Source organism: Enterococcus sp. AZ177 (genome assembly GCF_050544585.1).
Classification (GTDB): domain Bacteria; phylum Bacillota; class Bacilli; order Lactobacillales; family Enterococcaceae; genus Enterococcus_L; species Enterococcus_L plantarum.
Genome location: NZ_CP172944.1, coordinates 2,133,802 through 2,157,763, shown reverse-complemented (window position 1 = coordinate 2,157,763; position 23,962 = coordinate 2,133,802). Strand labels below are relative to the sequence as shown.

The window sequence follows — 23,962 nt, the reverse complement described above, 5'->3', positions numbered from 1 at the left end:
CGAGGTCTAAAAGGATACTTCTCTTCACGAATAGTGTCGATTGGATTCACTAATTTTGGCAATGACCAAAGGAAGTGAGTACTTTTGATAGTAAATTAAGAGGCATATAAAAAAGTGATAAAATACAAAGTGACGACGATAGGAAATTTTCTAAAGGCGTTAAAAGGAGCGGAAAAATGATTCGAAGTGAAGTAAAAAAGAAAGCCCAAGCACATCTACATGGGCGATATGGAAACTGGAGTTTGATTGCAATTCTCCCTTGTGCGGCATTGTTTCTTTATTTTTTTTCTGTGATGTTCCTGTTTCAAGCAGCGACAAGTGTTGGAAATCAATCAAATCATTATCACTCTTGGCAAGAAGATTACGCTGAAAAAGCGAATCGTTCTATGGACGACTATGAAAGAGGCTACGAGGATGGCTATTCAGATGGGTATGACGACGGATTTTATCAAGATGATTCTGATGATGACAGCCAGAATGAAAAAAATCTTCATTCCTTAGCAACTATTCCAGGAACCTCGTTGACACATCAAGGGCGATCCGTTACTTATTCAGAAACAACGACTTTAGAAACAGGAATCGGTGGTCTAGTTGGCTTTTTGGTTTGGCTTGCGTTTTTACTTGTTATGATTTTGTATCGTGGCATGATTCAGTGGGCAGCCGTGGATAATGTAGAAAGGCGTAATTTTAGTCTTAAAACAGTCTTTATCTCTTTTATTAAAGAAAATGGTAAACGAACGGTGAGTGCTAACAGTTTAATGGCCTTGTACACTTTTTTATGGTCTTTGTTGTTTGTTATTCCTGGTGTTATCAAACAATTATCGTATGGTATGACAAATTATTTATTGAAAACTAACGGCAAAAGAAGCAATTGATCTTAGCCGAGTATTGATGAAAGGATATAAGTTAGAATATTTGATATTCTCTTATTCCTTTATTTTATGGCAGTTTGCTGCATTCTTTAGTTTTGGCTTAGTCAGCGTTTATGTTATTCCATATTATAGTGTATCGGAAGTGTTGTTCTTTGATCGAATCGTTGCGGATAAACATCATTTGTTTACTCAAGAAAAAGAAGCAGGATTTGCTGATTTTTAAATCAATCAACTAAAAAAGAAGTGTGAGAACCTTGTTACGGGGTTTCACGCTTCTTTGATTTTTATGAACCTGAACTAACAAAAGGGCTAATTAAACCAGCTAATCCTTCGATGTTTCTCGTTTGGATCATGATTGTACCTGTGCCATGAAATTCATTGACCACACCTTCACCGGTTGTGAAACCAAAGAGGCCAGAAGCTACCTTGATAGTGTAATCCAATGATTCAGACCAAGCGACAACATGCTGATTGTCTACGACAAATGGTTTTGTTCCATCCAAATGAATCTCGACAATGTCTCCGTAGCTGTTGATCAACAAGGAACCTGAACCAGCTGTTTCCATTACGAACAATCCACCTGTACCACCAAAAATAGCGCCACTAAGCTTTTGACGTTTCATATTATACGAGACAGTCTCATCACAAGCTAAAAATGCACCTGTATTTAAACGCCAATGTTCTGAGCCCACTTGAAGTTCTTTGATCGTACCCGGTGTTGCAGGCGCTAAAGCGACTGTTGCTGTATCGGTAAGTCCTGAAGCTTTGGTAATAAAAAAGCCCTCACCACTTGACATTGAACGACCCAAGGCACGGATTGCTCCGCCAAATCCTGCTTTCCCGTTGCTGTTCATTTTTCCTTCAAGATTGATCTCACCATTGTGATAAACCATTGCACCACTTTCTAACTGGATGCTTTCACCTGTTCGTAACGCGACTTCAACTAATGGGAAGACGGTATTCTCTGTCATTGTATACTCCATTAATGTGACCTCCTCTATGATTTTATTTACTAGTATACCTTATAATTGAAAGACTTTCTTGTGAAGGGGTCGATTTTTTGTTTAAGATAGGCGAAAAACTTATTTTATGACAAAATATGTTGCAAATAAACCAAATTTTGATTAAGTAGAGAATAACAGAAACAGTCGGAGGCAGACAATGAGTGTACTTAAAACGACCAGAATCTGAAGAAACGAATCTTTTTAGAGCTTTTATCAATGATGGCATGACGATCGTTTATTCTCATTGGCACAAAGAAACCATATGCTCAATAAGAGGAACAGTCAATATTGGCGTAGGGGATGAAATCGTTTCTGTCTCTGAAGGAGAAATTTACTTTTTTTGCTAGTGGTGAACCGCACTATTTTCTAGCGTTACCGGACAGCGAAAGAATTGTCTATCAAGTTGATTTAAATGTGTTTGACGAGTTCAATTTAAAATCTGTTGATGATGGTTCATTGATTGAATTAGTTGAAAACCGGGGAAAAGCACAGTTTAAAATAGTCGAAATCTCTTGCTTTGGATACAAAAGTGATTTTTACTTTTGTCCCACACCCAGCTTATTATTTCAGCTCGTTGCAACATTTTACAGAAAATTACCTCAAACCAAAACAGACGTCAAAAAAGGTGCTAAACCTTCTATACTAAAGTACAAAGAAAACTTAGAACACTTGGATAAAATCTTCACTTATGGAGAAAATCATTATGAAGAACCGATTGTATTGGAAGAAATTGCAGAATACAGTGGCTTTAGCTCGTATTATTTTACACGTTTTTTAAGGCCAATACGGGTACCACCATTATGCGTTTTCTTATGGAAGATCGACTCAATCAAGCAAAATTTATTTTAGCGAATGAAAAAGTACCTAAGACCGAAGTAGCTGAAAAATCTGGTTTTGCTAATGGTAAGACATGCCATGATGTATTCAAAGAACAAGTAGGAATATCCCTTTTGAACTATCAAAAAACCTTTATAGGAGAGTCCTAACAACATAAGCCTTTAATAAGTTTTTTTTTATAAATAAAACTTGCATTTCTTTATCGATGATGGTATTCTTATCTCTGTTAAATAGTAATGATTACGATTTGCAAAGAGGGTGACAGAATAGATGGCTAAAAAATCAAAAATTGCTAAGGCAAAACGTCAACAAGCATTGATTGAAAAATACGCTGAACAACGCTTGGTCTTAAAAGCAAATAAAGACTACCAAGCTCTAGCAAAACTTCCTAAAGATTCAAACCCAAATCGCTTGAAAAACCGCGATTTGATTGATGGACGACCAAGAGCCTATATGCGCAAATTTGGCATGTCTCGAATTAATTTTAGAACTTTGGCACATCAAGGGAAAATTCCTGGTGTCCGCAAAGCAAGTTGGTAACCGACTAGTAGACGCAAAGAGGTGAGTAGATGGAGAAACAAGATCTTTCAAGTGCACGTAGACGATTGAAGTGTACAAACCGAAAAACAAGAAAGCGAGCATTAAAAATCATACAGCAACATAAAAGGGAGCAAAGACATCGCGTGATGGCTTCTGGGAATGTTGGGTGAGTGGATTATTAGTAAGAACCAAAAATAAAGTTCTTCCTTAAAGAACTAGCAATCAGCGCTTTGAAACCTGGAAAACACATAGTTTGTGAAAAAGCAGTCACGATGAATGTAGAAGAATTAGATGCCATCCTAAAACTGGCCAAAGAAACTGGCAAGACCTTTAGGGTTCAACAAAATCGTCGCTGGACCCCAGATTTTCTAATCACGCGAGAACTTACAAAAATCAATAAATCGGAGAAATATTCCAAATCGAAACGCGCGTGCAAGGGACTAATGGAATTCATGGTGATTGGTGCCATGAATTAAAACATGGTGGTGCATGCTGTTAGACTGGGGTGTTCATTTACTCAATCAGTGATTATTTCTAGTTGATAGTCGCATCGAAACCGTGTCAGCTGACGCAAGCTATATTCTCGGCGATGAAGTGGATAATAGATTTATCACCTATATCATTTTTGAAAATGGTATCCGAGCAATCATAGAAGTTGGAACGACGAATTACACGAAACTGCCACGTTGGTATTTAAAAGAAACACAAGGAACCGCTGTGAGTCATGACTGAGATCTATCTGGGGAGATGGTCATCGAATCTGGAAAGCAAAATATTCAAGCGCCAAAACCAATTCAAGCAGGTGTTGGTTTAACTAAAAAAATGGCGCTACCATCAGAAGAAGCAACTGAGACCTTACCATTACCAAACGCTTCTACTGAATACGATACATTCTATAAGAATTTCTACAAAGTTGTGCGAGAACAAGCAGAATCTGTGGTCCAAAATGAAGAAGTGCGGAAAGTGATGGTTCTGATCGAAGAAATTTTTAAAGCAGCTAAAAGATAATTAAAAAGATTTAATTCTAATGCGATGTAAGGCTTCTCGATGTAGGAGCTTTACTTTTTTTTCGTCTAAGCATAGAATATTAGGGGACGTATTAAGAAAGAGAAAAGGGAGAATGTTGTGAAGAAAAAATTACAGATATTCAAGAAAAAACCAGTCAATTATATACTGATCATGATTGGATTACTGTTGTTCGTTTTGATCAGCAATCTATATTTACAATGGTGCCAAAATGAATTATCGCTAGATCTAGTCTTTAAGTTTGCTTTTTCATGGCATACAGAAAAATTTATTTTAGGCAGTTTCGTCTTACTATTATTCTTACTATTTTTATGCAGTTTAGCAGGATCGTTCGCGTTAGGAAGCTTCCTTTATGCCATTACGATCGGCATCTTAGGATTTGCTAATTATCAAAAAATGTTTTACCGTTCGGAGCCCATTTATCCGGATGATTTAAAAATGATTACTGAATTTGGGTTACTAAGAGAAATGATTGGAACGGTTCCCTTCCTATTTATAATACTGGTTGCAGCAGTTGGGTTGTTTTTCTTTGGAAGAGCAATTTACAAAAGTCGATTGTTATCGAAGAAAATGCAAATTATCCGGATCACAGGTTTTGTTGTGACATTGCTTCTATTGGTATATGTTAGTAATTTTAATAGTCAAAATAATCTTTTAAGAAAAGCCTATGATCGAACGGCATTATGGATTCCCTATAGTCAAAAAATGAATTACTACAACACAGGATTTATGGGTGGATTTTTATATAATTTAAAGGTTGAAGCGATGGACAAGCCAGACAATTATTCTAAAAAAACAATCGAAGAAATCACCACCAAATACACCGATACTATACAAGAGTCAAACGCAGACACACAAGAAGAACAACCGAACATTATTTTTGTGATGAGTGAAAGTTTTTCTGATCCGCAGAACTTAACGGGTGTAACCGTGAATAAAGATCCTTTAAAAGACTATTATGACATTGCGAAAACGACCTATAGCGGTAAAATGTTATCACAAAATTATGGTGGTGGGACAGCCAATATTGAGTTTGAAGCACTAACGAGTTTTTCGATGGAGTTGTTCAATCCTCAAATGACAACACCCTATACCATGTTGATTCCAAAAATGACAGAAATTCCATCGATTGTGTCGCTTTTAAAAGAGCAAGACTATCAAGCAACGGCTATTCATCCATACAATACGACGATGTATAAGCGCAAAGATGTCTATAAAACATTTGGCTTTGATCGATTTATTAGTGAAGATACCATGACCTACAAAGAAAAGAAACAAAAAAATCCTTATATTTCAGATGAATCTGCCTATAAAGAAGTGCTGGATCTGTTAAAAGATGAAAATGAACCACAGTTTGTTCATTTAGTGACCATGCAGACTCATATGCCTTATAGTGATAAGTACCCAACGACTGAGTATTCTTCCCAAAGTCTAGGCAATAAAACGGCAATCGATCGTTATATGCAGGATGTTGCCTATAGTAGTGAAGCCTTGAAACAGTTTACGACTGACTTAAAAGACGTAAAACGCAGGACGCTTGTTGTTTTCTGGGGGGATCATTTACCAAGTATTTATTCAGATAAAATCAAAGCAGACAACGATGAAGTGCGCATGCATGAAACGGAATTTTTGATGTATGACAACCAAGAAAAACTAAGTGGAAGAAATACACATGATGTACTTATTAGCCCATTTTACTTTGCCCCAACATTATTCGAACAAAGTAATATCCAAATGACTGGATTCTACCAATTGTTGAGTGAACTAGAAAAACAAATTCCTGCATTTGAAAAAGGGTTTTATTATAAAGACAAACTATGGAGTAAAACACTATCACTGAATAAAACGCAACAAGATTTATATAACGACTATCGTTTGATCCAATATGACATTGTTTCTGGCGAGAACTATAGTTTGAACACCGATTTCTTTAAAGGAATCCAGTGACTAAAAGAGGAGTGCAGAATGAGTTTTAAAAAGAAAGATAATCAAACCTACTATAATCCGATTCGTCGCGCGATTTTGACTCATCAAATGATTCAGCCAGGTGATAAAGTAGCGATTGGGATGAGTGGTGGGAAAGATAGTACCAGTTTGTTGTATTTTCTAGATAAGATCAGTAAACAAAAGCGTTTAGGCTTTGAATTTGAAATCGTACCAATCACTCTAGCAATGGGCTTTGATATGACTATTACGCCGATGCAGAACTTTGTGGAAGAGTTAGGGTATGAATTAGATATTGTTCCGACAAATATTGCGCAAGTTGTATTTGATATTCGGGAAGAACGCTCTCCATGCTCATTATGTGCTAAGCTTCGTCGAGGAATTTTATACAAACGAGCAAAAGAAGTCGGTTGCACTAAAGTTGCCTTAGGTCATCATCTTGATGATGCAATCGAAACCTATTTTATGAATTTTTTATTTCATGGAAAAATGGCTAGTTTTGACCCAATCAGCTATTTATCAAAAACGGATATTTCATTGATTCGTCCATTACTTTATGTGGAAGAGAAACAAATTATTCAGTTTGTTCAAAGAGAAACATTGCCAGTCATTTTTAATCCATGTCCTGTAGATAAGAAAACAAAACGAGAAGAAATCAAGCATCTTGTAGATGGATTAGCCCAAAGCTACCCCGACATGAGAGAGAAATTTATTATGGGCATGGAACAAGGAGTAGCGGACAATTTTTGGGCGAAATCAATAAAATCAATAGACAAGGAACAGAAGAAGTCAAATTGAAACGAAATAGAATGAACTAGTAGACTGCTGCTTAGGCTCCAACTATTTATTCAGATTCTGCGGAGGCGGAAAATAACTTGTAGAGGGATGTCCCGCCCCTTTTTTAGCTAAAGAAAACAAGAAACGCCCCAAAGTACTGGTAAAAGAAAAGGGTAGAAAATCGCAGAAAGTGTCCTTCATAGTCACAACCAAGTAGACAGCGAGTGTTTTTTCATAGCAAACAGAAATTTTTCTGAAAATCAATACGATTTCATTTGAAAAACACTAAAAGAACAGGTATAATTAATACAGCAATAATTATTGGTGAAGGGCTTGCCCACCACCATTTTATTATTTCATGAGGGAGTAACTGGCGGCGCTAGCTGCGACAACATCACCAACTCCGAAAGAAATTTCTGGTGTTGTCTTAAACGGTGAGACTTATGTATGTTCTATTTAGCATACAGAGGTCTATTTTTTTTCGTTTTTGCTGCGAACGTTAAGTTCAAAAAGGTGTTCGTTTCGCTATAATGAAGTAAAATAGATTTAAGTAGCTGTAAATTATAAGGAGGAAGAACATGTCAGAAGAGAAAAAGGTTCAACTATCTGAAGCATTTTACACGCAGTCAGATGAAGAGGTCTTACAAAAGTTTGATACGACAATCGAAGGACTATCAGATCAAGAAGCAAAAAAAAGGCTAGAAAGTTACGGTGCCAATGCGCTAGATGAAGGGAAGAAGAAATCGATCGTTGTTAAATTCTTTGAACAATTCAAAGATTTTATGATCATCGTCTTGCTCTTTGCTGCAGTGATTTCCGCAGTCTTCTCAGGTGATTTTGTTGATTCCATTATCATTTTGCTGGTTGTGATCTTAAATGCAATCTTTGGTGTCATTCAAGAAGCCAAAGCAGAGCAAGCAATTGAAGCGCTAAAAGAGATGTCTTCACCAAATGCGAATATCCGTCGTGACGGTCATGTGATTACAGTCAAAAGTGATGAATTAGTACCTGGCGATATCGTTTTATTAGAAGCAGGAGACGTTGTGCCAGCTGATTTACGTTTAATAGAAGCAGCGAGTCTTAAAATCGAAGAAGCCGCTTTGACAGGTGAATCTGTACCAGTTGAAAAAGAAGCTATTGTTTTAGAAGGTAAATCTGATGACATCGGTATCGGTGATCGGATCAATATGGCGTATTCTAACAGTAACGTTACTTACGGCCGCGGAATCGGTGTGGTTGTGGGGACAGGAATGAACACCGAAGTCGGTAAGATTGCAGGGATGTTAGCCAATGAAAAAGAAACTGAAACACCATTGAAACAAAACTTAAACCAATTAGGTAAAATGTTGACGATCGCTATTTTAGTGATTGCAGCAGTGATGTTTGTTATTGGTATGATGAACGGCCGTACATGGATCGATATGTTATTAACATCAATTTCATTAGCCGTTGCAGCGATTCCAGAAGGATTGCCAGCTATCGTTACAATTATTTTAGCTTTAGGTACACAAAAAATGGCGAAGAAAAATGCCATCGTCCGCAAATTACCAGCGGTTGAAACATTAGGAAGCACAGATATTATCTGTTCAGATAAAACTGGGACGTTAACATTAAACCAAATGACGGTTGAAGCTCTTTACACAGATAATGAAGTAAAACCTGCAACAGATGCTGTTGCTATGGACAATATGGCCTTAAAAATCATGAACTACACAAACGATACAAAAATTGCACAAGACGGTTCATTGATTGGTGATCCAACTGAAACAGCACTTGTTCAATACGGTTTAGATCACGATTTTAACGTAACGGAAAAAGTTGCTGCTGAACCTCGTGTTGCTGAAATTCCATTTGATTCAGATCGTAAATTGATGACAACTGTTCACCAATTAGCAGATGGTAAATTCTTAGTTGCTGTCAAAGGTGCACCAGACGAATTACTAAAACGTTGTAATCAAGCATTATTAAAGGGTCAAACACCAGCAATGGATGACAAACAACGTCAAGAAATTTTAGCGACTAATACAAAATTAGCCAAACAAGCCTTACGTGTTTTAGGAATGGCCTACAAAATCGTCGATGCAGTTCCAGCGGAAATGGATTCTGATTTAGTTGAAAAAGACTTAGTATTTGCAGGTCTTGTTGGCATGATCGATCCAGAACGTAAAGAAGCGGCAGAAGCCGTGAAAGTGGCAAAAGAAGCGGGTATTCGTCCAATCATGATAACAGGTGACCACAGAGATACAGCTGAAGCAATCGCTGCTCGTCTTGGTATCATTAAAGAAGGCGACGATGATGCAGTGATCACAGGTGCTGAATTAAATGAATTATCGGATGAAGCCTTTGCTAAAGTAGTCGAACATTATTCTGTTTATGCTCGTGTTTCTCCAGAACATAAAGTTCGTATCGTGAAAGCGTGGCAACAAGAAGGTAAAGTCGTTGCTATGACAGGTGACGGTGTGAATGATGCACCAGCCTTGAAAGCAGCTGACATCGGTATTGGGATGGGGATCACTGGTACAGAAGTATCAAAAGGGGCCTCTGATATGGTCTTAGCGGATGATAACTTCTCTACTATTATCGTAGCCGTTGAAGAAGGACGTAAAGTCTTCTCAAATATCCAAAAAACGATTCAATATCTCCTTTCTGCTAACTTAGGGGAAGTATTGACACTCTTTATTGCAACAATGTTAGCGTGGGATACCTTACTACCAGTTCACTTATTGTGGATCAACTTAGTAACCGACACATTCCCAGCAATTGCTTTGGGCGTAGAACCTGCTGAACGTGACGTGATGAGCCATGCGCCTCGTGGGAAGAAATCAAACTTCTTCTCTGGCGGTGTCTTGAGTAGTGTAATTTATCAAGGGATCACACAAGGTGCGTTGACGCTGATCGTGTATAAAATGGCGATCGAATTCCCAGCGCACACAGCAGCGAATATGCCAAACTTATCAGCAGCAGCCTTATATGATTTACAACATGGTGATGCGTTGACAATGGCGTTTGCAACATTAGGATTGATTCAATTGTTCCACGCATTCAACGTGAAATCTATTTACCAATCTGTCTTTAAAGTTGGGTTGTTCAGAAACAAATCATTTAACTGGGCTATTTTAATATCGTTCTTGTTACTAGCAGCAACGATTCTAATTCCAGGTTTCAATGACTTGTTCAGCGTAACGTCATTAGATGCTTACCAATGGGCAATCGTTGCCGGAACGTCATTTGCGATTATCCCAATCGTTGAAATTGTAAAATTTGTTCAACGTAGAATGGGAAAAAGTTAACAAAAAATCGAAAAAAATGAATAGACTTATAAATAAGTTTAAAGTCAACTAAATACGAAGACCAAAAATCATGAAAAAGATTTTTGGTCTTTTTATTTTTTTTAATTAAATCAATGTAAAAAGACTCTCAAACTATTTCGATTTAGTTTTACTGAAAAGAGAAAAAGGGATTAAACTTATTTTAGAGACTTTTATTTTTTTTTCAAAAAAAAACAGCTCTTATTTTTGAATAATAAAAAAAAAGTGACTGCTTTTTTGCTGTATATTATCTACTATCAAAGAGTAAACAGGAAACTTTGATGAACAGTTGTCACTCGCTGAGGTAGGAAAGGAAGAAAAGAATTATGAGCATAAACGTATAAAGAAACGGTGAATTATCTTTAGAGGGACGAAAATCGATAGAGTTCCAAACTTTTACAAAAAAGCAATCATAAGTATATGATTGTCTAAAAATCGATTTTCATGAGACAATCAATACATATTAAATTTAAGGAGTGATTGGATATGTCAGAAGAAAAAAAACTTGAACCTTACAGACACACCGATGGGAAAGGGTGGATTGATCATGGACCTAGAAATACTAGTCGTGATGAAGAAAATCCAGATATTCTAGTGCCACCTGCTACTGACCACGGAACGATGGCGAATTTAAGATTTAGTTATTCTGATTCACATCAACGCTTAGAAGAAGGCGGATGGACAAGAGAAATCACAAACCGTGATTTTCCCATTTCACAAGATGTTGCTGGCGTAGACATGAGCTTAGAACCCGGTGCTTATCGAGAAATGCATTGGCATAAGGAAGCTGAATGGGGCTTGATGCTCTATGGAAATGCTCGTGTGACAGGTATTGATGAATACGGACGCTCCTTCATTGATGACATTAAAGCCGGAGATTTATGGAACTTTGAAGCGGGAGTTCCTCACTCTATTCAAGCGTTAGACGAAGGCTGTGAATTTTTATTAGTTTTCAGTGAAGCTGATTTTTCTGAAAACAATACATTCTTATTATCGGATTGGTTGGCACATACGCCACCTGAAGTGGTTGCGGCAAACTTTAAAAAATCAACAGAGGAAATTGAAAGTTTCCCTGCTAAAGAAAAATATATTTTTAAAGCAAATATTCCTGGTTCTATTGAAGAAGTCGAACGTCCAAATGTGAATGGGAAAGTTCCATCGCCATTTACATTTCATATGGATACAATTAAACCGATTGAATCAGAAGCTGGTCGTGTACGAATCGTCGATCAAAACGTTTTTCCTGTAGCGAAAACTATTTCGGCTGCTTTTGTGGAAGTAGAGCCAGGTGGAATGCGCGAACTTCACTGGCATCCTAAAGCTGCAGAATGGCAATACTACATTCAAGGGAAAGCTCGCATGACAGTTTTTAACTCTGCTGGTGTTTCTAGAACGTTTGATTTCCAAGCAGGTGACGTAGGTGTCGTTCCAATCGTAGCTGGACACTACGTACAAAATATTGGTGATGAACCCTTGATTTTTGTAGAAGTCTTCAAGCATGGTGAGTATTCTGATATTTCATTAAATAAATGGTTAGGCTCTTCCCCATCGCAAATGGTAGCGGATCATTTAAACGTTACGAAACAATTTGCGGAGTCACTACCAAATCCAGAAAAACCACAACCTGTTGTTTGGTTTAAAAAACCAGAATAGTTTTTGTTTCAATGCCTAGAAAATAAATAGGAAAATTTTCTAGGCTTTTTACTATCAAAAATTGGAGGAATACAGAGTGAATAATCGTAAAGTACCGACTTATCCTGTAATGGAACTACCTTGGATTGCTTTTTTTCTAGCGATTGCGGCTGGCTCAATGGACGGGTATACCTACTTTGTAGGAAAAGCATTTAGCACAGTACAATCAGGAAATATCATTTTATTAGGACAAACAATTGCAACAAAAGACTGGCAGCATTTAGCTACAGTGGCACTCACCATCTTATGTTTTGGATTAGGTGCGATGACCACAGGAATTATTGAAGTATTGGGTATTAAAATGAAGAAAATCTGGGCATTTGAAATTTTACTTATAGAAGCAGTCGTTTTAGTTGGCTTAGGTTTTTCATCAATTAATAGTGTTTTTACCATCCTACAGATATGTATGCTTGTTTCTTTTCTAGCTGGAATGCAAGGGAATGCTTTTCATAAAATAGATGGCATGCTTTATGGAAATGTTGCCGTGACATTAGTGGTGCAATTAGCTTTCAATTATATTATTCAAGCTTTTACCGGAGCAAAAGATGCATGGAAAAATAGTTGGTTATATTTTTCTGTATTAATTGGTTTTGCAGGTGGCGGACTAATTGGGACTATTTTGACAAAAGCTTATGGTGAAAAATCTTTATGGTTTACAGCAATTGTTTTAGTGGGAATTGCCTTCTACTCAAAAATGATCAAAGTAGAGGAAAAAGCGATTAAAGTTGATCCTGTTTAGTAGTAAATAAATAGTGAAGTTGAATAAGTTTTCAAAGACTCGACAGTAACGAACTATAGAGAAAGATTCAGTCGCGCAGAAAGCGAAATAGTTCAATGAGTGTTTCTTTTCTGCGTTATTCGAGGATTGGTAAATTGGAAAATCGGTGTAATTATTTAAGGACGTGAATGGATGAATAAAAACAAAGAAACCTATGATGGGATAAGCTATAATCGAAGCGCTCTTATGATTGTTATTCTACTGGGCGCATTTTGTATTATTATGAATCAAACGCTATTGATCACAGCCTACCCAACGATTATGAAAGACCTGAATATAAGTCTAAGCACCGTTCAATGGTTAACAACATTGTTTCTCTTAGTTTCAGGTATTACTATTCCTTTGTCTGCTTATTTAATGAAGCAAATCCAGTCTAAATATTTATTTTTAACTGCCTTGAATTTATTTTTAATGGGCGTGCTTATTTGTTATTTCGGCCCAACATTCAAGTATTTGCTTTTTGGACGATTATTACAGGGAATTGCTTCTGGAATTATGCTTCCTTTGATTCAGACGATTGTATTAACGCTGTTCCAAAAAAACGAACGTGGAACTGCTATGGGGTTTGTTGGTTTAGTAGTTGCGTTAGCTCCCGCGATAGGGCCAACGCTATCTGGATATATTATTACCTATTTCAACTGGAAAACATTATTTCTTATTACAATACCGTTGATCCTTCTATCAGAAATAGGGGCTTTACTGTTTTTTAAAGTCAGCATACCCTTAAAACAGAGTAAGTTAGACATTCCTTCTGTATTTTTATCGATCATTGGATTTGGTAGTTTGTTATACAGTATTAGTTTAGCCAGTACTAAAGGCTGGTTGTCTAAGGAAGTAATTGTTCTTTTGTTTATAGGATGTACTGTGATTGTTTCTTTCATTGTACGAGAGTTGAAAATTTCAAATCCTCTATTGAACTTAAAAGTGTTTAGCTACTCAACTTTTTCAGTTTCTGTGTTTCTAAGTGCCATTTCTTATATAGCCTTGCTTGGGTTTGAATCTATTTTACCAGACTATATTCAAAAGGTTCATCTAGAAAGTCCAATTGATTCGGGGTTGATTTTATTACCTGGAAGCATCGTGATGGGATTAATGAATCCAGTTACAGGAAAATTATTTGATCGATTTGGTGGACGTTTTTTAATCCCGATTGGTTTGACGTTATTGTCTTTAGGGACATTTCCATTTCTATTTATCACTGAGACAACGCCAATTCTTTTCATAGCTATTTTTTATGCTATCCGTTTATTGGGGATATCTATGGTCTTGATGCCAGTGACAACAACAGGAATGAATGCTTTACCCAATGATATGATCAGTAACGGGACCGCAACGAATAATACATTAAGGCAAATTGCTAGCTCCTTTGGGACTGCTGTATTAGTTACGTTTCTATCTAGTCATGCCCAAGCTACTCCTACACAATCATTGGCAATTGGAAGTTCAGCACTTGCTATGAAAGAATCATTGGAGGTTGCCGATTATCGTCATGCGTTTGCGATGGCTTTTGTTTTTTGTATCGTTGCTTTAATTAGTTCCTTAATTATTTTTCGTAAAAAAGGATCGAATACTAAAAAGAGAGAAAAGAAAGAGTAATCATTTGAATTATTTATAGACGTTTATAAGGAAGTGATAATCCCCACTCTTTCAAAAATACATTACCGGTTAAACAGATATCTAGTGAAAAAATTAAATTTTTTTATAGAAATACGTATTACTTTTCTATCTACTCATTTGCGTGTATATTAAAAATTGAAATGAAGTATATTTATTGATAGTGCGATGACTTCTACTAGGCAATAATTAAGTTAGCTATGTTTATGAAATACCTATAACGATAGGCTACTTAATAAAGAAAGTTTAGTAGAGTAAGTCATCGTTTCTATTTTTTAAACTCGATTACTGATAAAACAATTGAGAAATCAACTATGCAAAGAGTGGGAATAGATGTTAGAAAAGTATTTAGAAAAAAATATTTATAGAAAAATTGTTCTTCTTGAAGCACTATACAAATATGAAAAAATTGACATTACGCATTACATAGAAATATTCGAAGCATTTCCAACAACAGTACAAAATGATTTGGAAGATTTGGTTCAGACCTTAGATATATACATATTAAGTTATGAGAAACAAAAAAAATACTTTTATGTAGAATTTAATAAAGATATTCCATTATTTGAAATTCGCAAAATCATCTATCAGCAATCATTATTTCTAAAGACGTGTACAAAATTTTTGGAGCAACAGTTTAATTACTTAGATTTAGTAGAAGAAGAATTTATTTCAGTTAGTAAAGCTTATAATTTGAAGAAAAAAGCAGAAGCTTTTTTTTCTGCTTGTCATCTGGATTTTGAAAATGAACGGTTGAATAGTTCAGAATTTGAAACGAGGTTCTTATACTTATACTATCTAACAAAAATTGACATCAATTATGAAACAAATCAGACGATTGAATTTGAAGAAGCGTGCGAGGACATGCTCGATTTGATTGAACACGAGTTTTCAACCAGAGTTTATACGGAAGAAAGTCGTTATTTTATTTTACAAGGAATGAATATTGCCTATTCACGTCAAGACAAAGAAAAGCTTGAATTAGAAGAAAAGGTCATCGTCGATTTAAAAAAACGGCCCATTTTCAAGTTAGTCGAGCAAGCATGGAAAAGTTTGAATATGGAGCGGTTTTTACCAGAACATGAAATTGTTTATGTGGTGTCTCTTTTTAATTCTTGTGAGTATTCTTTTAGTCAATTAGAGAATTTATTTGAAGATCATGAGAAATTACGCAGTACGTTTTTAGTTGGTCGTCCAGATATTATTCGGTTAATTCAATATTTTGAAGAAGAATTTGATCAAATTTTATTAGGGGATTTTAGTTTTGAAGAAGGGATTATCCGTTTAACAAGGAATGCTTGGTATAATCATCAAGTTTTAGTCCACGGTTCTTTTTATACGCTGCATCCTAAAAATGAAGAGCTGTTTCAACGAATCGTTAAAGTTTTATTTAAATGGGGACAAGGAATTAAAAATCTTCTTGTAATTGATACAAATTTAATCTATCGTTTTATTGACGAAGCGGGCCCTATTTTAATGCAAGAAAAACTGCTCTTCCGTTTGAAAATCGTGACCGATTCTGATTCAAAATTTTTACTGTATCAAAGTAAATTCTCTGAATTCAATGTTTTTGATATAGTGGTAGAGAATAAATTTTACCGTTCCATATACGAAGTTGAAGGATATGACCAATCGATTCGTAATGAATATATCTTTTGTGAAGAGGCCCTGATTCCATCGGTGTTAGAAGATCATCCTCATATCATTCCAATCTCTGTAGATATGTTATTAGATCATTCTTTCTTGTTAGTGTGTATGAAGCCGTATCAACACTTTATGGAAGTTCATAATACTTCCTATATTAATGGGGTAAAGTGATAATACATTTTTACGTGTTAGTTGGTAAAAGGACGAAGAATGTTAAGGCAAAGAATGCAGCATAAGTTTTGTATGGTTTATGACAGATGAGAATCAAATAGATCCCGTGTGACGTCACCCTGTACCTGACTGGGTTTCTCAGCCATTCTAGCGAAGTTACTTCTGATTTTACTAGTAATTCGAATCCCTAGAGTAGGGGATGTGACTCGTAGTGTTATGTCTCAGATAAAAATAAACAATAGATTACTTTTAAGTATCGATGGATCCTTGATGTTTGAAAAATAGTTTTTAAGGTCAAAACAAGTCAAAAAAGTGGACAAATTTTCATATTGCGGTATTATTAATATAGAGATTTAGCTTTAAAATATGGAGGTTAGTCGTGATGAACTATTTAGATGAAAATGAAGAAACAGAAGAAAAACAACAACCGAATGCGTTTATGAAAAAATTGTTTGAAGAGCGAACAATTTTGATTTACGGAGAAATCAATCAAGATTTAGCACGAGAAGTAACATCTCAATTATTGTTGCTAGCTGCAATGGGTGATGAGCCTATCAAAATCTTTATCAATAGCCAAGGCGGACATGTTGAAGCGGGAGATACGATTCATGACATGATCAAATTTGTAAAACCAGAAGTGATCGTGATCGGAACTGGTTGGGTTGCAAGTGCTGGTATTACGATTTACTTAGCCGCTGAAGCGAAGAATCGTTATAGCTTACCAAATACTCGCTATATGATCCATCAGCCTGCTGGTGGCGTTCAAGGACAAAGCACAGAAATTCAAATCGAAGCGAAAGAAATCATTCGTATGCGCGAACGTGTGAACCGTTTGATAGCTGAAGCAACGGGACAAACATACGAAAAAATCGCAAAAGATACAGATCGTAATTTCTGGATGTCAGCTGATGAAGCAAAAGACTATGGAATGATTTCTAAAATCATCCAAACAAGTGATGAAATCAACTAAACTGAAAAAGAGATTGGACAAACACTCATGATGGCTAGTGCTCTCATGGGTGTTTGTTTTAGACTCTTTTTTAAAAGCTTGAGAAAAATAGACTTTTTCAGATTCCTCTTGTCATCTACCTATGTTAAAGTGTAAAATTAAGTAATTACCAAAAGAAAGTAGGAAAGATTGTGAAACCAAATTTAGGCTATTATGTTCAAAACATCAATGATATTGTAAAAGAAACAGAAGAAGTCGGCGAAAAAATGAATGAATACTACGAAGAAGTACGCAAAGCGATCGACGAGGAAAAAACAACGGAGTTAGCGCCAGAAAGAATTGCCGAAATTCAATGTATTTTCCAAGATGGAACAAAAGAATATACACTTATGTTAGAAAAAGTTAGTCAATTACGTCCGCCAGCACGTGTAATGGGAATCCACAAAAAATTTGAACGCTCTTACATTGAATACTTAGCTGGATGTAACGAAATGATTTTGTCTTTAGATCCTGAAAAAGGGATCGATATTGATTTATTTAATACCTCTGAAGAAAAGCAAGACAAAGCAACGGATGATATTTCATTCGCAATTACTCGAATGAGCAATCTTTTGTTAAAAAAATAAAAATAAAAACTAGAAAAATGACCAAAAAAAGATGGAATTCATTTCTTTTTAATGTTATTTTTAGTAGACAATGAAAAAGATGTATTGTATTATATATTCATACCAACAACAACCTTTTTATTTTTCATTTTACTCTTATTGAGTAATACTCCTTTTCCATCGGCCTTTTCAGCCGATGGTTTTTTTATTATTTGTTTGAAAAAAACATCTTTTTGAGTGTAAATATTTATCATTTGTATTTTTAGTTATTTTATTTATTTGGTGGAATACGGATTAATCTGTTATTTTTAAACGATAAATAGTCAAAAGAATGGCACACATAGAAAAAGGACTAAAGCAAAACGTTTAAGTTCTGCTTTAGTCCTTTCTAATCTCACGACAATTATTTTATTAATTTTCTACATTACGAACATAATCATCAAAATACTGAACAAGATCGGATTTGATCTTTTGGTATTCTGCTTCAGTGTATTCACGTTCTTCGATATTCCCATTAAAAAATGGGATTTCCAACTCTTCGCGCAAGCGATCCAATACTTCGCTTTGATCCATCTGGGCACCTTCTTTACCTGTTGTCTACTCTATTATAAAACATTAAAATCATTCGTCAACTGCTCAAAAGAATCTTTCATAGCTGTCAACTTATTATAAAGTAGGATGCTGTCATCATCTTCAAGTAAAAAGACCTGTTTTAACTCAAAATAAAAATCTTCAAAGGCCTTAAAAAAAGGTTGAACTTCAGATGCAGTTAACTCATCATTACTGAAATAAAAGACACGTACACTATGGTAGTATGTGAAGACTTCATTGATATTCAAAAGAATACGTGTGTCTTCTGGACGTGGACGGCTTGTGACTAAATCGTATAAAGATGAGCTTTTTGTATGGATCTCAGATAAATAAGATAAGAGTAATTCCACTTTTTCATTACTTGCTGACATTAAATCGACCTCCAATTTCCTTAATTATAATAAAAAATAGTGAGAAAGAGAAATAGGACACTCAGTTGACAAGGGATAATTAGAAAAAAAGAAGAAAAAAGAAAAAATATTGACAATGAAATGAGAATACTCTAATATTAACATCATAAATAAAACTCATTGAAAAGAAGAGTACACAAGCAGACATTGAAATTTAGCTGATTATGATGATTTTAGCTAGAATTAGAGAGCTTTCGTTTGGTGAAAGAAAGTAATGGACACTTGTCGAAAATGATCTTGGAGAGGAAAAGTCAGATTGATTTTTACGGCAGCTACCGTTAACAAGGCACCAAATCAAGAAGAAATTTGGCGTTTGGATCGAGATGGAGAATTTTTCCAATAAAGGTGGTACCGCGACAGTCGCCCTTTACTAGGTTACAACTAGTAGGGGCGACTTTTTTGGTTTCTTTTTAATGAGAATAAAAGAAAGAGGTGGTCATTATGCAAGAAGGTGACATGAGTATCAACGATGTAAAAAAACAAATCCAATACAAATTGAAAAGGGATGAAGCATAATGACAAACACTAACTATCAATTCGAAACGATCCAAATCCATGGCGGCCACACGCCAGACAAAGAGACAAATGCTAGAGCGGTTCCTATTTACCAAACAACCTCTTATACGTTTGATGATACACAAGATGCAGCAGAAAAATTTGCGCTAGCTAAAGTTGGAAATATCTACACTCGTATTACGAATCCCACAACAGCAGTGTTGGAAGATCGTTTGAACGAATTAGAAGGAGGTGTCGGTGCAGTAGCAGTAGCTTCAGGGACTGCCGCTGTCACGTATGCGATTCAAAATCTTGCAAGTAGTGGTGATCATATTGTTTCAGCCTCCACATTGTATGGCGGAACGTTTAACTTATTTGCACATACATTACCAGAATTTGGCATCTCAACAACTTTTGTTGATCCAGACCAATTAACGAATTTTGAAGAAGCAATTCAAGAAAATACCAAAGCGATTTTTATCGAGACAATTGGGAATCCAAGGACGAATGTAGCAGATTTAGAAGCGATTGCAGAAATCGCACATAAACATAAGTTGCCATTAATCGTTGATAATACTTTTGCTACAGCGTATTTAAATCGTCCATTTGATTTCGGTGCTGACATAGTGGTTTATTCCGCCACAAAATTCATTGGCGGACATGGTGTTGCTTTAGGTGGAGTCATTATTGATTCAGGCAAGTTTAACTGGGCCAATGGAAAATTTCCCAAATTAGTTGACCCAGATCCGAGTTATCATGGACTATCCTATACAAAAGATATAGGAGCAGCTGCATATATCACTCGTCTGAGAGTTTCATTATTAAGAGATACAGGTGCAGCGATCTCCCCATTCAATAGTTTTTTATTGATTCTTGGGTTGGAAACTCTATCATTGCGATTAGACCGTCATGTTGAAAATGCGTTAGCGATTGCTGAATTTCTAGCTAAACATCCCAAAGTGGAATGGGTCAATTATCCAGGATTACCAAACAATAGCTATCATGAACTAGCAAAAAAATATTTACCTAAAGGCGCAGGATCAGTTTTTACTTTTGGCGTCAAAGGTGGCGCTGAGGAAGGGAAAAAGTTGATCAATCACGTACAATTATTTTCACTTTTAGCCAATGTCGGAGACGCAAAGTCATTGATCATTCATCCTGCTTCAACAACGCATTCGCAATTAAGTGAAGAAGAATTAAAAGCTTCTGGGACCTCTCCAGAATTGATTCGCTTATCGATTGGAATCGAAAATATTGACGATATTCTCACCGATTTAGAACAAGCGTTAAACCAATTATGATGGAGTGAATCAACGCTGAGAATCTGCTTTTTCTTAGGTTTGTTAAAAAAATTCTCATAAAACCATTGACTTTGTTTTAAAAGTTCGGTATCTTTAACACTATAGTTTGAATTATTCAAAAATTCTGACAATAAAGGATGTTGAAGAAGATGAACAAGCAGACAACGACAATTACATTCTTATTATTACTGAAGGACTCATCACACTGATTTCTAGAAACCAGCTGCAGCACAGCTTTTTCTTATCAGACGTTGAGAGTCCTGTTTTCGCATTGCATGAACGGGATGACAAGCATCCCATATCGTGGGGTGCTTTTTTGTTGCAAAACACAGCGACTGCTTGCAGAGCTGATGTTGCGCAATACTTGGCGAGCGAAACGAGAGAAGTTTCATTCGTCTAAAACACAGCGACTGCTTGCAGAGCTGATGTTGCGCAATACTTGGCGAGCGAAACGAGAGAAGTTTCATTCGTCTAAAACACAGCGACTGCTTGCAGAGCTGATGTTGCGCAATACTTGGCGAGCGAAACGAGAGAAGTTTCATTCGTCTAAAACACAGCGACTGCTTGCAGAGCTGATGTTGCGCAATACTTGGCGAGCGAAACGAGAGAAGTTTCATTCGTCTAAAACACAGCGACTGCTTGCAGAGCTGATGTTGCGCAATACTTGGCGAGCGAAACGAGAGAAGTTTCATTCGTCTAAAACACAGCGACTGCTTGCAGAGCTGATGTTGCGCAATACTTGGCGAGCGAAGCGAGAGAAGTTTCATTCGTTTCACCTAACCTAAAAAATGAAAAAAACCATTTACTCAATTCAGAAGGGATGTATGAAAAATGAAGACTATCCAATTTTTTGACACGACTCTAAGAGATGGCGAACAAACACCAGGTGTAAATTTCAACACCAAAGAAAAAGTTCAAATCGCCAAACAACTAGAAAAATGGGGTATCGATACGATCGAAGCGGGATTTCCGATCGCATCGATTGGTGATTTTGAAGCAGTTAAAGCCATCGCAGAAAATGCTGAAAAAATGACCGTCGCAGGTTTGGCACGGTGCCAAAAAGCCGACATCGATCGTGCTCATGAAGCGTTGCAAAATGCCAAGCACCCACAAATCCATGTGTTTCTAGCAACAAGTCCCGTTCATATGGAATTTAAACTAAAAATGTCACCAGACGAAGTAATTTCTTCTATTAAAGAACATGTTAGCTACGCAAAAACAAAATTCGAAAAAGTCCAATTTTCACCAGAAGATGCAACCAGAACAGATAAACAATTTCTACTAAAAGCGGTTCAAACGGCTATCGATGCGGGGGCAACGATCATCAACGTTCCAGATACAGTCGGTTATTCTAACCCAACAGAATACGGGGCACTATTTAAATTTTTGATCGAAAATATCCAAAGCGATGAAGAAATTATTTTCTCTTCTCATTGCCACGATGACCTAGGAATGGCGACGGCCAATGCCTTAGCAGCGATCGAAAATGGCGCTCGTCGAGTAGAAGGAACGATCAATGGCATCGGCGAACGAGCTGGCAATACTGCACTTGAAGAAGTAGCATTGGCGCTATACATCAGAAAAGATTTCTACGAATCTCAAAGCAATATCACATTGAACGAAACCAAAAGAACGAGCGATCTCGTCAGCCGTCTATCAGGTGTAGCAGTGCCAAGAAATAAAGCAATCATCGGAGCGAACGCTTACGCTCACGAATCAGGGATCCATCAAGATGGCGTGTTGAAAAATCCAGATACCTACGAAATCATTACACCATCACTTGTTGGGGTAAACGAAAACTCATTACCACTAGGAAAACTTTCAGGTCGCCATGCATTTGCGACTAAAATGGAAGCACTAGGATACCAACTAACAGAGGATGAATTAAAAGACGCCTTCAAACGCTTCAAATCATTGGCAGACAAAAAGAAACAAGTCACAGAAGATGATTTGATCGCGCTAATGGTTGGACAATCACAAGAATGTAGCGAAGATTATCGCTTGGAGCGTGTTCAACTACAATACGTTTCTGACGGCAGTCAAGGAGCAATCGTGTCCATCAATACAGGTGAAGACGAAAGTAAAACAGAATCGGCGATCGGCTCTGGTAGTATCCAAGCGATCTATAATTCGATCGATAAAATATTCGACCAAAACCCAGAACTACAAGAGTATTACATTAAAGCCATTACAGGCGGGGAAGATGCCCAAGCAGAAGTACATGTAACCTTAGCAGATACTGAAAACAACAAACAATTCAACGGCATCGGCATCGATTTTGATGTTTTACAAGCATCAGCAAAAGCTTATGTCAAAGCCAGTGAACAATTTCAAAAAGAAGTGGGGAAAGCCTAATGAACAAGCGAATCGTAGCATTGCCGGGTGACGGTATCGGAGCAGAAATCATGGATAGCGCACTAAACATTTTAGCAGAAATCATGGTACAAGATAATCTAGATTTTGATATTGAACGTTTTGCCTTTGGCGGTGCGGGTATTGATGAACAAGGTGATCCCTTACCAGATTCAACCTTAAAAGCCTGCGAAAAAGCCGATGCGATCTTACTAGGTGCCATCGGCGGACCAAAATGGGACAATGCGCCAAAACGTCCAGAACAAGGCTTGCTGGGGTTAAGAAAAGCCTTAGGACTTTTTGCCAATATCCGTCCAATATCCGTGCCAGATGCAGTCGTTCATTTATCGCCATTAAAAGAAGAAAACGTTCGAGGCGTTGATTTTGTAGTCGTTCGTGAACTGACAGGCGGCATCTACTTTGGTGAAAAACAGCTAGGGGAAACAGAAGCCTCAGACCTATGTACCTATTCAAAAGCTGAGATCCAACGTATTATCAGAAAAGCCTTTGAAATCGCTCGTACTAGAGACAAAAAAGTCACCTCTGTCGATAAAGCCAATGTACTAGCAACCAGTAAATTATGGCGTCAAACAGCCGAAGAAGTGGCACAAGAATTTCCAGATTGTACTTTAGAGCATCAACTAGTTGATTCAGCGGCAATGGTCATGATTCAAAAACCAAAAGCCTTTGACGTAATCGTTACAGAAAATCTATTTGGCGATATCCTAAGTGACGAAGCATCAGTGATTCCAGGCTCACTAGGGATGATGCCAAGTGCCAGTCACAGCGAATCTGGTCCCTCATTATACGAGCCAATCCATGGTTCAGCACCAGACATCGCCAATCAAAATATTGCCAATCCAATGTCGATGATTTTGTCAGTAGCGATGATGTTACGCCAATCATTTGGCTTAGAAAGCTCAGCAAAGAAAATCGAAGAGGCTTGCGATCGTGTCATGAATCAAGGAATCCTAACCACAGACCTAGGTGGTAAAGCGACAACAACAGACTTTACAGAAGCTATAATAACAGAATTGAGAGGTGCTTAA

23 protein-coding genes, 1 pseudogene and 1 other annotated feature are annotated in these 23,962 nt (G+C 36.8%); of the genes and pseudogenes, 21 read left to right on the top strand and 3 right to left on the bottom strand.

The features are described from left to right. Nucleotides 1-176: 176 nt before the first annotated feature. Both IGJ34_RS10535 and IGJ34_RS10530 read left to right on the top strand, forming a co-directional pair. Nucleotides 177-875, top strand: a complete 699-nt coding sequence (locus IGJ34_RS10535) for a DUF975 family protein (protein WP_430597420.1) — start codon at nt 177-179, stop codon at nt 873-875. Nucleotides 876-891: 16 nt separating this feature from the next. Next, a complete protein-coding gene (locus tag IGJ34_RS10530; RefSeq protein ID WP_430597419.1) occupies nt 892-1,095 on the top strand; it encodes a DUF975 family protein in 204 nt (67 codons plus the stop codon). Between the two features lie 61 nt (nt 1,096-1,156). On the opposite strand, the gene IGJ34_RS10525 is transcribed toward IGJ34_RS10530, so the two are convergent. After that, nucleotides 1,157-1,855, bottom strand: a complete 699-nt coding sequence (locus IGJ34_RS10525) for a TIGR00266 family protein (RefSeq protein ID WP_206834086.1) — start codon at nt 1,853-1,855, stop codon at nt 1,157-1,159. Nucleotides 1,856-2,037: 182 nt separating this feature from the next. On the opposite strand from IGJ34_RS10525, the gene IGJ34_RS10520 reads away from it, so the two are divergent. The 15 genes and pseudogenes from IGJ34_RS10520 (at nt 2,038) to IGJ34_RS10450 (ending at nt 17,785) form a co-directional block, all read left to right on the top strand. Continuing rightward, nucleotides 2,038-2,223, top strand: coding sequence for a hypothetical protein (locus IGJ34_RS10520; protein ID WP_242596606.1), 186 nt, complete (start codon nt 2,038-2,040; stop codon nt 2,221-2,223). Further along, nucleotides 2,177-2,725: a hypothetical protein gene (locus IGJ34_RS10515; RefSeq protein WP_430598542.1), complete on the top strand. Its 549-nt coding sequence runs from the start codon at nt 2,177-2,179 to the stop codon at nt 2,723-2,725. The genes IGJ34_RS10520 and IGJ34_RS10515 overlap by 47 nt, the downstream gene beginning before the upstream one ends. Further along, nucleotides 2,677-2,862: a hypothetical protein gene (locus IGJ34_RS10510; RefSeq protein WP_340689648.1), complete on the top strand. Its 186-nt coding sequence runs from the start codon at nt 2,677-2,679 to the stop codon at nt 2,860-2,862. Before IGJ34_RS10515 ends, IGJ34_RS10510 begins: the two co-directional genes overlap by 49 nt. A 121-nt stretch (nt 2,863-2,983) precedes the next feature. Further along, a complete protein-coding gene (rpsN, locus tag IGJ34_RS10505; protein ID WP_206834085.1) occupies nt 2,984-3,253 on the top strand; it encodes a 30S ribosomal protein S14 in 270 nt (89 codons plus the stop codon). Nucleotides 3,254-3,282: 29 nt separating this feature from the next. Further along, nucleotides 3,283-3,423 (top strand): putative metal homeostasis protein, encoded by a 141-nt coding sequence (locus IGJ34_RS10500; protein WP_167351532.1) that lies wholly within the window; start codon nt 3,283-3,285, stop codon nt 3,421-3,423. A gap of 39 nt (nt 3,424-3,462) precedes the next feature. Beyond that, nucleotides 3,463-4,261 (top strand): annotated as a pseudogene (locus tag IGJ34_RS10495) (Gfo/Idh/MocA family protein); the annotation flags it as partial. Nucleotides 4,262-4,378: 117 nt separating this feature from the next. Beyond that, nucleotides 4,379-6,226 (top strand): LTA synthase family protein, encoded by a 1,848-nt coding sequence (locus IGJ34_RS10490; protein ID WP_430597418.1) that lies wholly within the window; start codon nt 4,379-4,381, stop codon nt 6,224-6,226. Nucleotides 6,227-6,244: 18 nt separating this feature from the next. Beyond that, nucleotides 6,245-7,021: a tRNA 2-thiocytidine biosynthesis TtcA family protein gene (locus IGJ34_RS10485; RefSeq protein ID WP_206849969.1), complete on the top strand. Its 777-nt coding sequence runs from the start codon at nt 6,245-6,247 to the stop codon at nt 7,019-7,021. Between the two features lie 557 nt (nt 7,022-7,578). After that, nucleotides 7,579-10,290, top strand: a complete 2,712-nt coding sequence (locus tag IGJ34_RS10480; protein ID WP_430597417.1) for a cation-translocating P-type ATPase — start codon at nt 7,579-7,581, stop codon at nt 10,288-10,290. Nucleotides 10,291-10,794: 504 nt separating this feature from the next. Next, nucleotides 10,795-11,961 (top strand): oxalate decarboxylase family bicupin, encoded by a 1,167-nt coding sequence (locus IGJ34_RS10475; RefSeq protein ID WP_069639532.1) that lies wholly within the window; start codon nt 10,795-10,797, stop codon nt 11,959-11,961. A gap of 76 nt (nt 11,962-12,037) precedes the next feature. Next, nucleotides 12,038-12,739, top strand: a complete 702-nt coding sequence (locus IGJ34_RS10470; RefSeq protein WP_069655236.1) for a YoaK family protein — start codon at nt 12,038-12,040, stop codon at nt 12,737-12,739. Nucleotides 12,740-12,910: 171 nt separating this feature from the next. After that, on the top strand, nt 12,911-14,374 hold the full coding sequence (locus tag IGJ34_RS10465) for an MDR family MFS transporter (RefSeq protein ID WP_111247674.1): 1,464 nt from the start codon (nt 12,911-12,913) through the stop codon (nt 14,372-14,374). A gap of 351 nt (nt 14,375-14,725) precedes the next feature. Beyond that, nucleotides 14,726-16,210 carry a hypothetical protein gene (locus IGJ34_RS10460; protein WP_069655238.1) on the top strand — a complete coding sequence of 495 codons (1,485 nt, stop codon included), beginning with the start codon at nt 14,726-14,728 and terminating at the stop codon, nt 16,208-16,210. Nucleotides 16,211-16,592: 382 nt separating this feature from the next. After that, entirely contained in the window at nt 16,593-17,180 is a 588-nt protein-coding gene (locus IGJ34_RS10455) for an ATP-dependent Clp protease proteolytic subunit (RefSeq protein WP_069655239.1), read from the top strand. A 170-nt stretch (nt 17,181-17,350) separates the two neighbouring features. Beyond that, nucleotides 17,351-17,785 carry a hypothetical protein gene (locus IGJ34_RS10450; RefSeq protein ID WP_430597416.1) on the top strand — a complete coding sequence of 145 codons (435 nt, stop codon included), beginning with the start codon at nt 17,351-17,353 and terminating at the stop codon, nt 17,783-17,785. Nucleotides 17,786-18,175: 390 nt separating this feature from the next. Here the strand turns inward: IGJ34_RS10450 and IGJ34_RS10445 are convergent, their stop codons facing one another. After that, nucleotides 18,176-18,337 carry a hypothetical protein gene (locus IGJ34_RS10445; RefSeq protein WP_167351533.1) on the bottom strand — a complete coding sequence of 54 codons (162 nt, stop codon included), beginning with the start codon at nt 18,335-18,337 and terminating at the stop codon, nt 18,176-18,178. A gap of 32 nt (nt 18,338-18,369) precedes the next feature. Then, nucleotides 18,370-18,726 (bottom strand): hypothetical protein, encoded by a 357-nt coding sequence (locus tag IGJ34_RS10440; RefSeq protein WP_069655241.1) that lies wholly within the window; start codon nt 18,724-18,726, stop codon nt 18,370-18,372. A 150-nt stretch (nt 18,727-18,876) separates the two neighbouring features. Further along, nucleotides 18,877-19,136 (top strand) — a binding site (T-box leader). A gap of 144 nt (nt 19,137-19,280) precedes the next feature. On the opposite strand from IGJ34_RS10440, the gene IGJ34_RS10435 reads away from it, so the two are divergent. The 4 genes from IGJ34_RS10435 to leuB all read left to right on the top strand — a co-directional run bounded on the left by IGJ34_RS10435 (nt 19,281) and on the right by leuB (nt 23,962). After that, on the top strand, nt 19,281-20,561 hold the full coding sequence (locus IGJ34_RS10435) for an O-acetylhomoserine aminocarboxypropyltransferase/cysteine synthase family protein (protein ID WP_430597415.1): 1,281 nt from the start codon (nt 19,281-19,283) through the stop codon (nt 20,559-20,561). Nucleotides 20,562-20,845: 284 nt separating this feature from the next. Then, entirely contained in the window at nt 20,846-21,346 is a 501-nt protein-coding gene (locus tag IGJ34_RS10430; protein ID WP_430597414.1) for a hypothetical protein, read from the top strand. A gap of 46 nt (nt 21,347-21,392) precedes the next feature. Next, nucleotides 21,393-22,916: a 2-isopropylmalate synthase gene (locus IGJ34_RS10425; protein ID WP_430597413.1), complete on the top strand. Its 1,524-nt coding sequence runs from the start codon at nt 21,393-21,395 to the stop codon at nt 22,914-22,916. Beyond that, nucleotides 22,916-23,962, top strand: coding sequence for a 3-isopropylmalate dehydrogenase (gene leuB, locus IGJ34_RS10420; protein ID WP_206849979.1), 1,047 nt, complete (start codon nt 22,916-22,918; stop codon nt 23,960-23,962). The genes IGJ34_RS10425 and leuB overlap by 1 nt, the downstream gene beginning before the upstream one ends.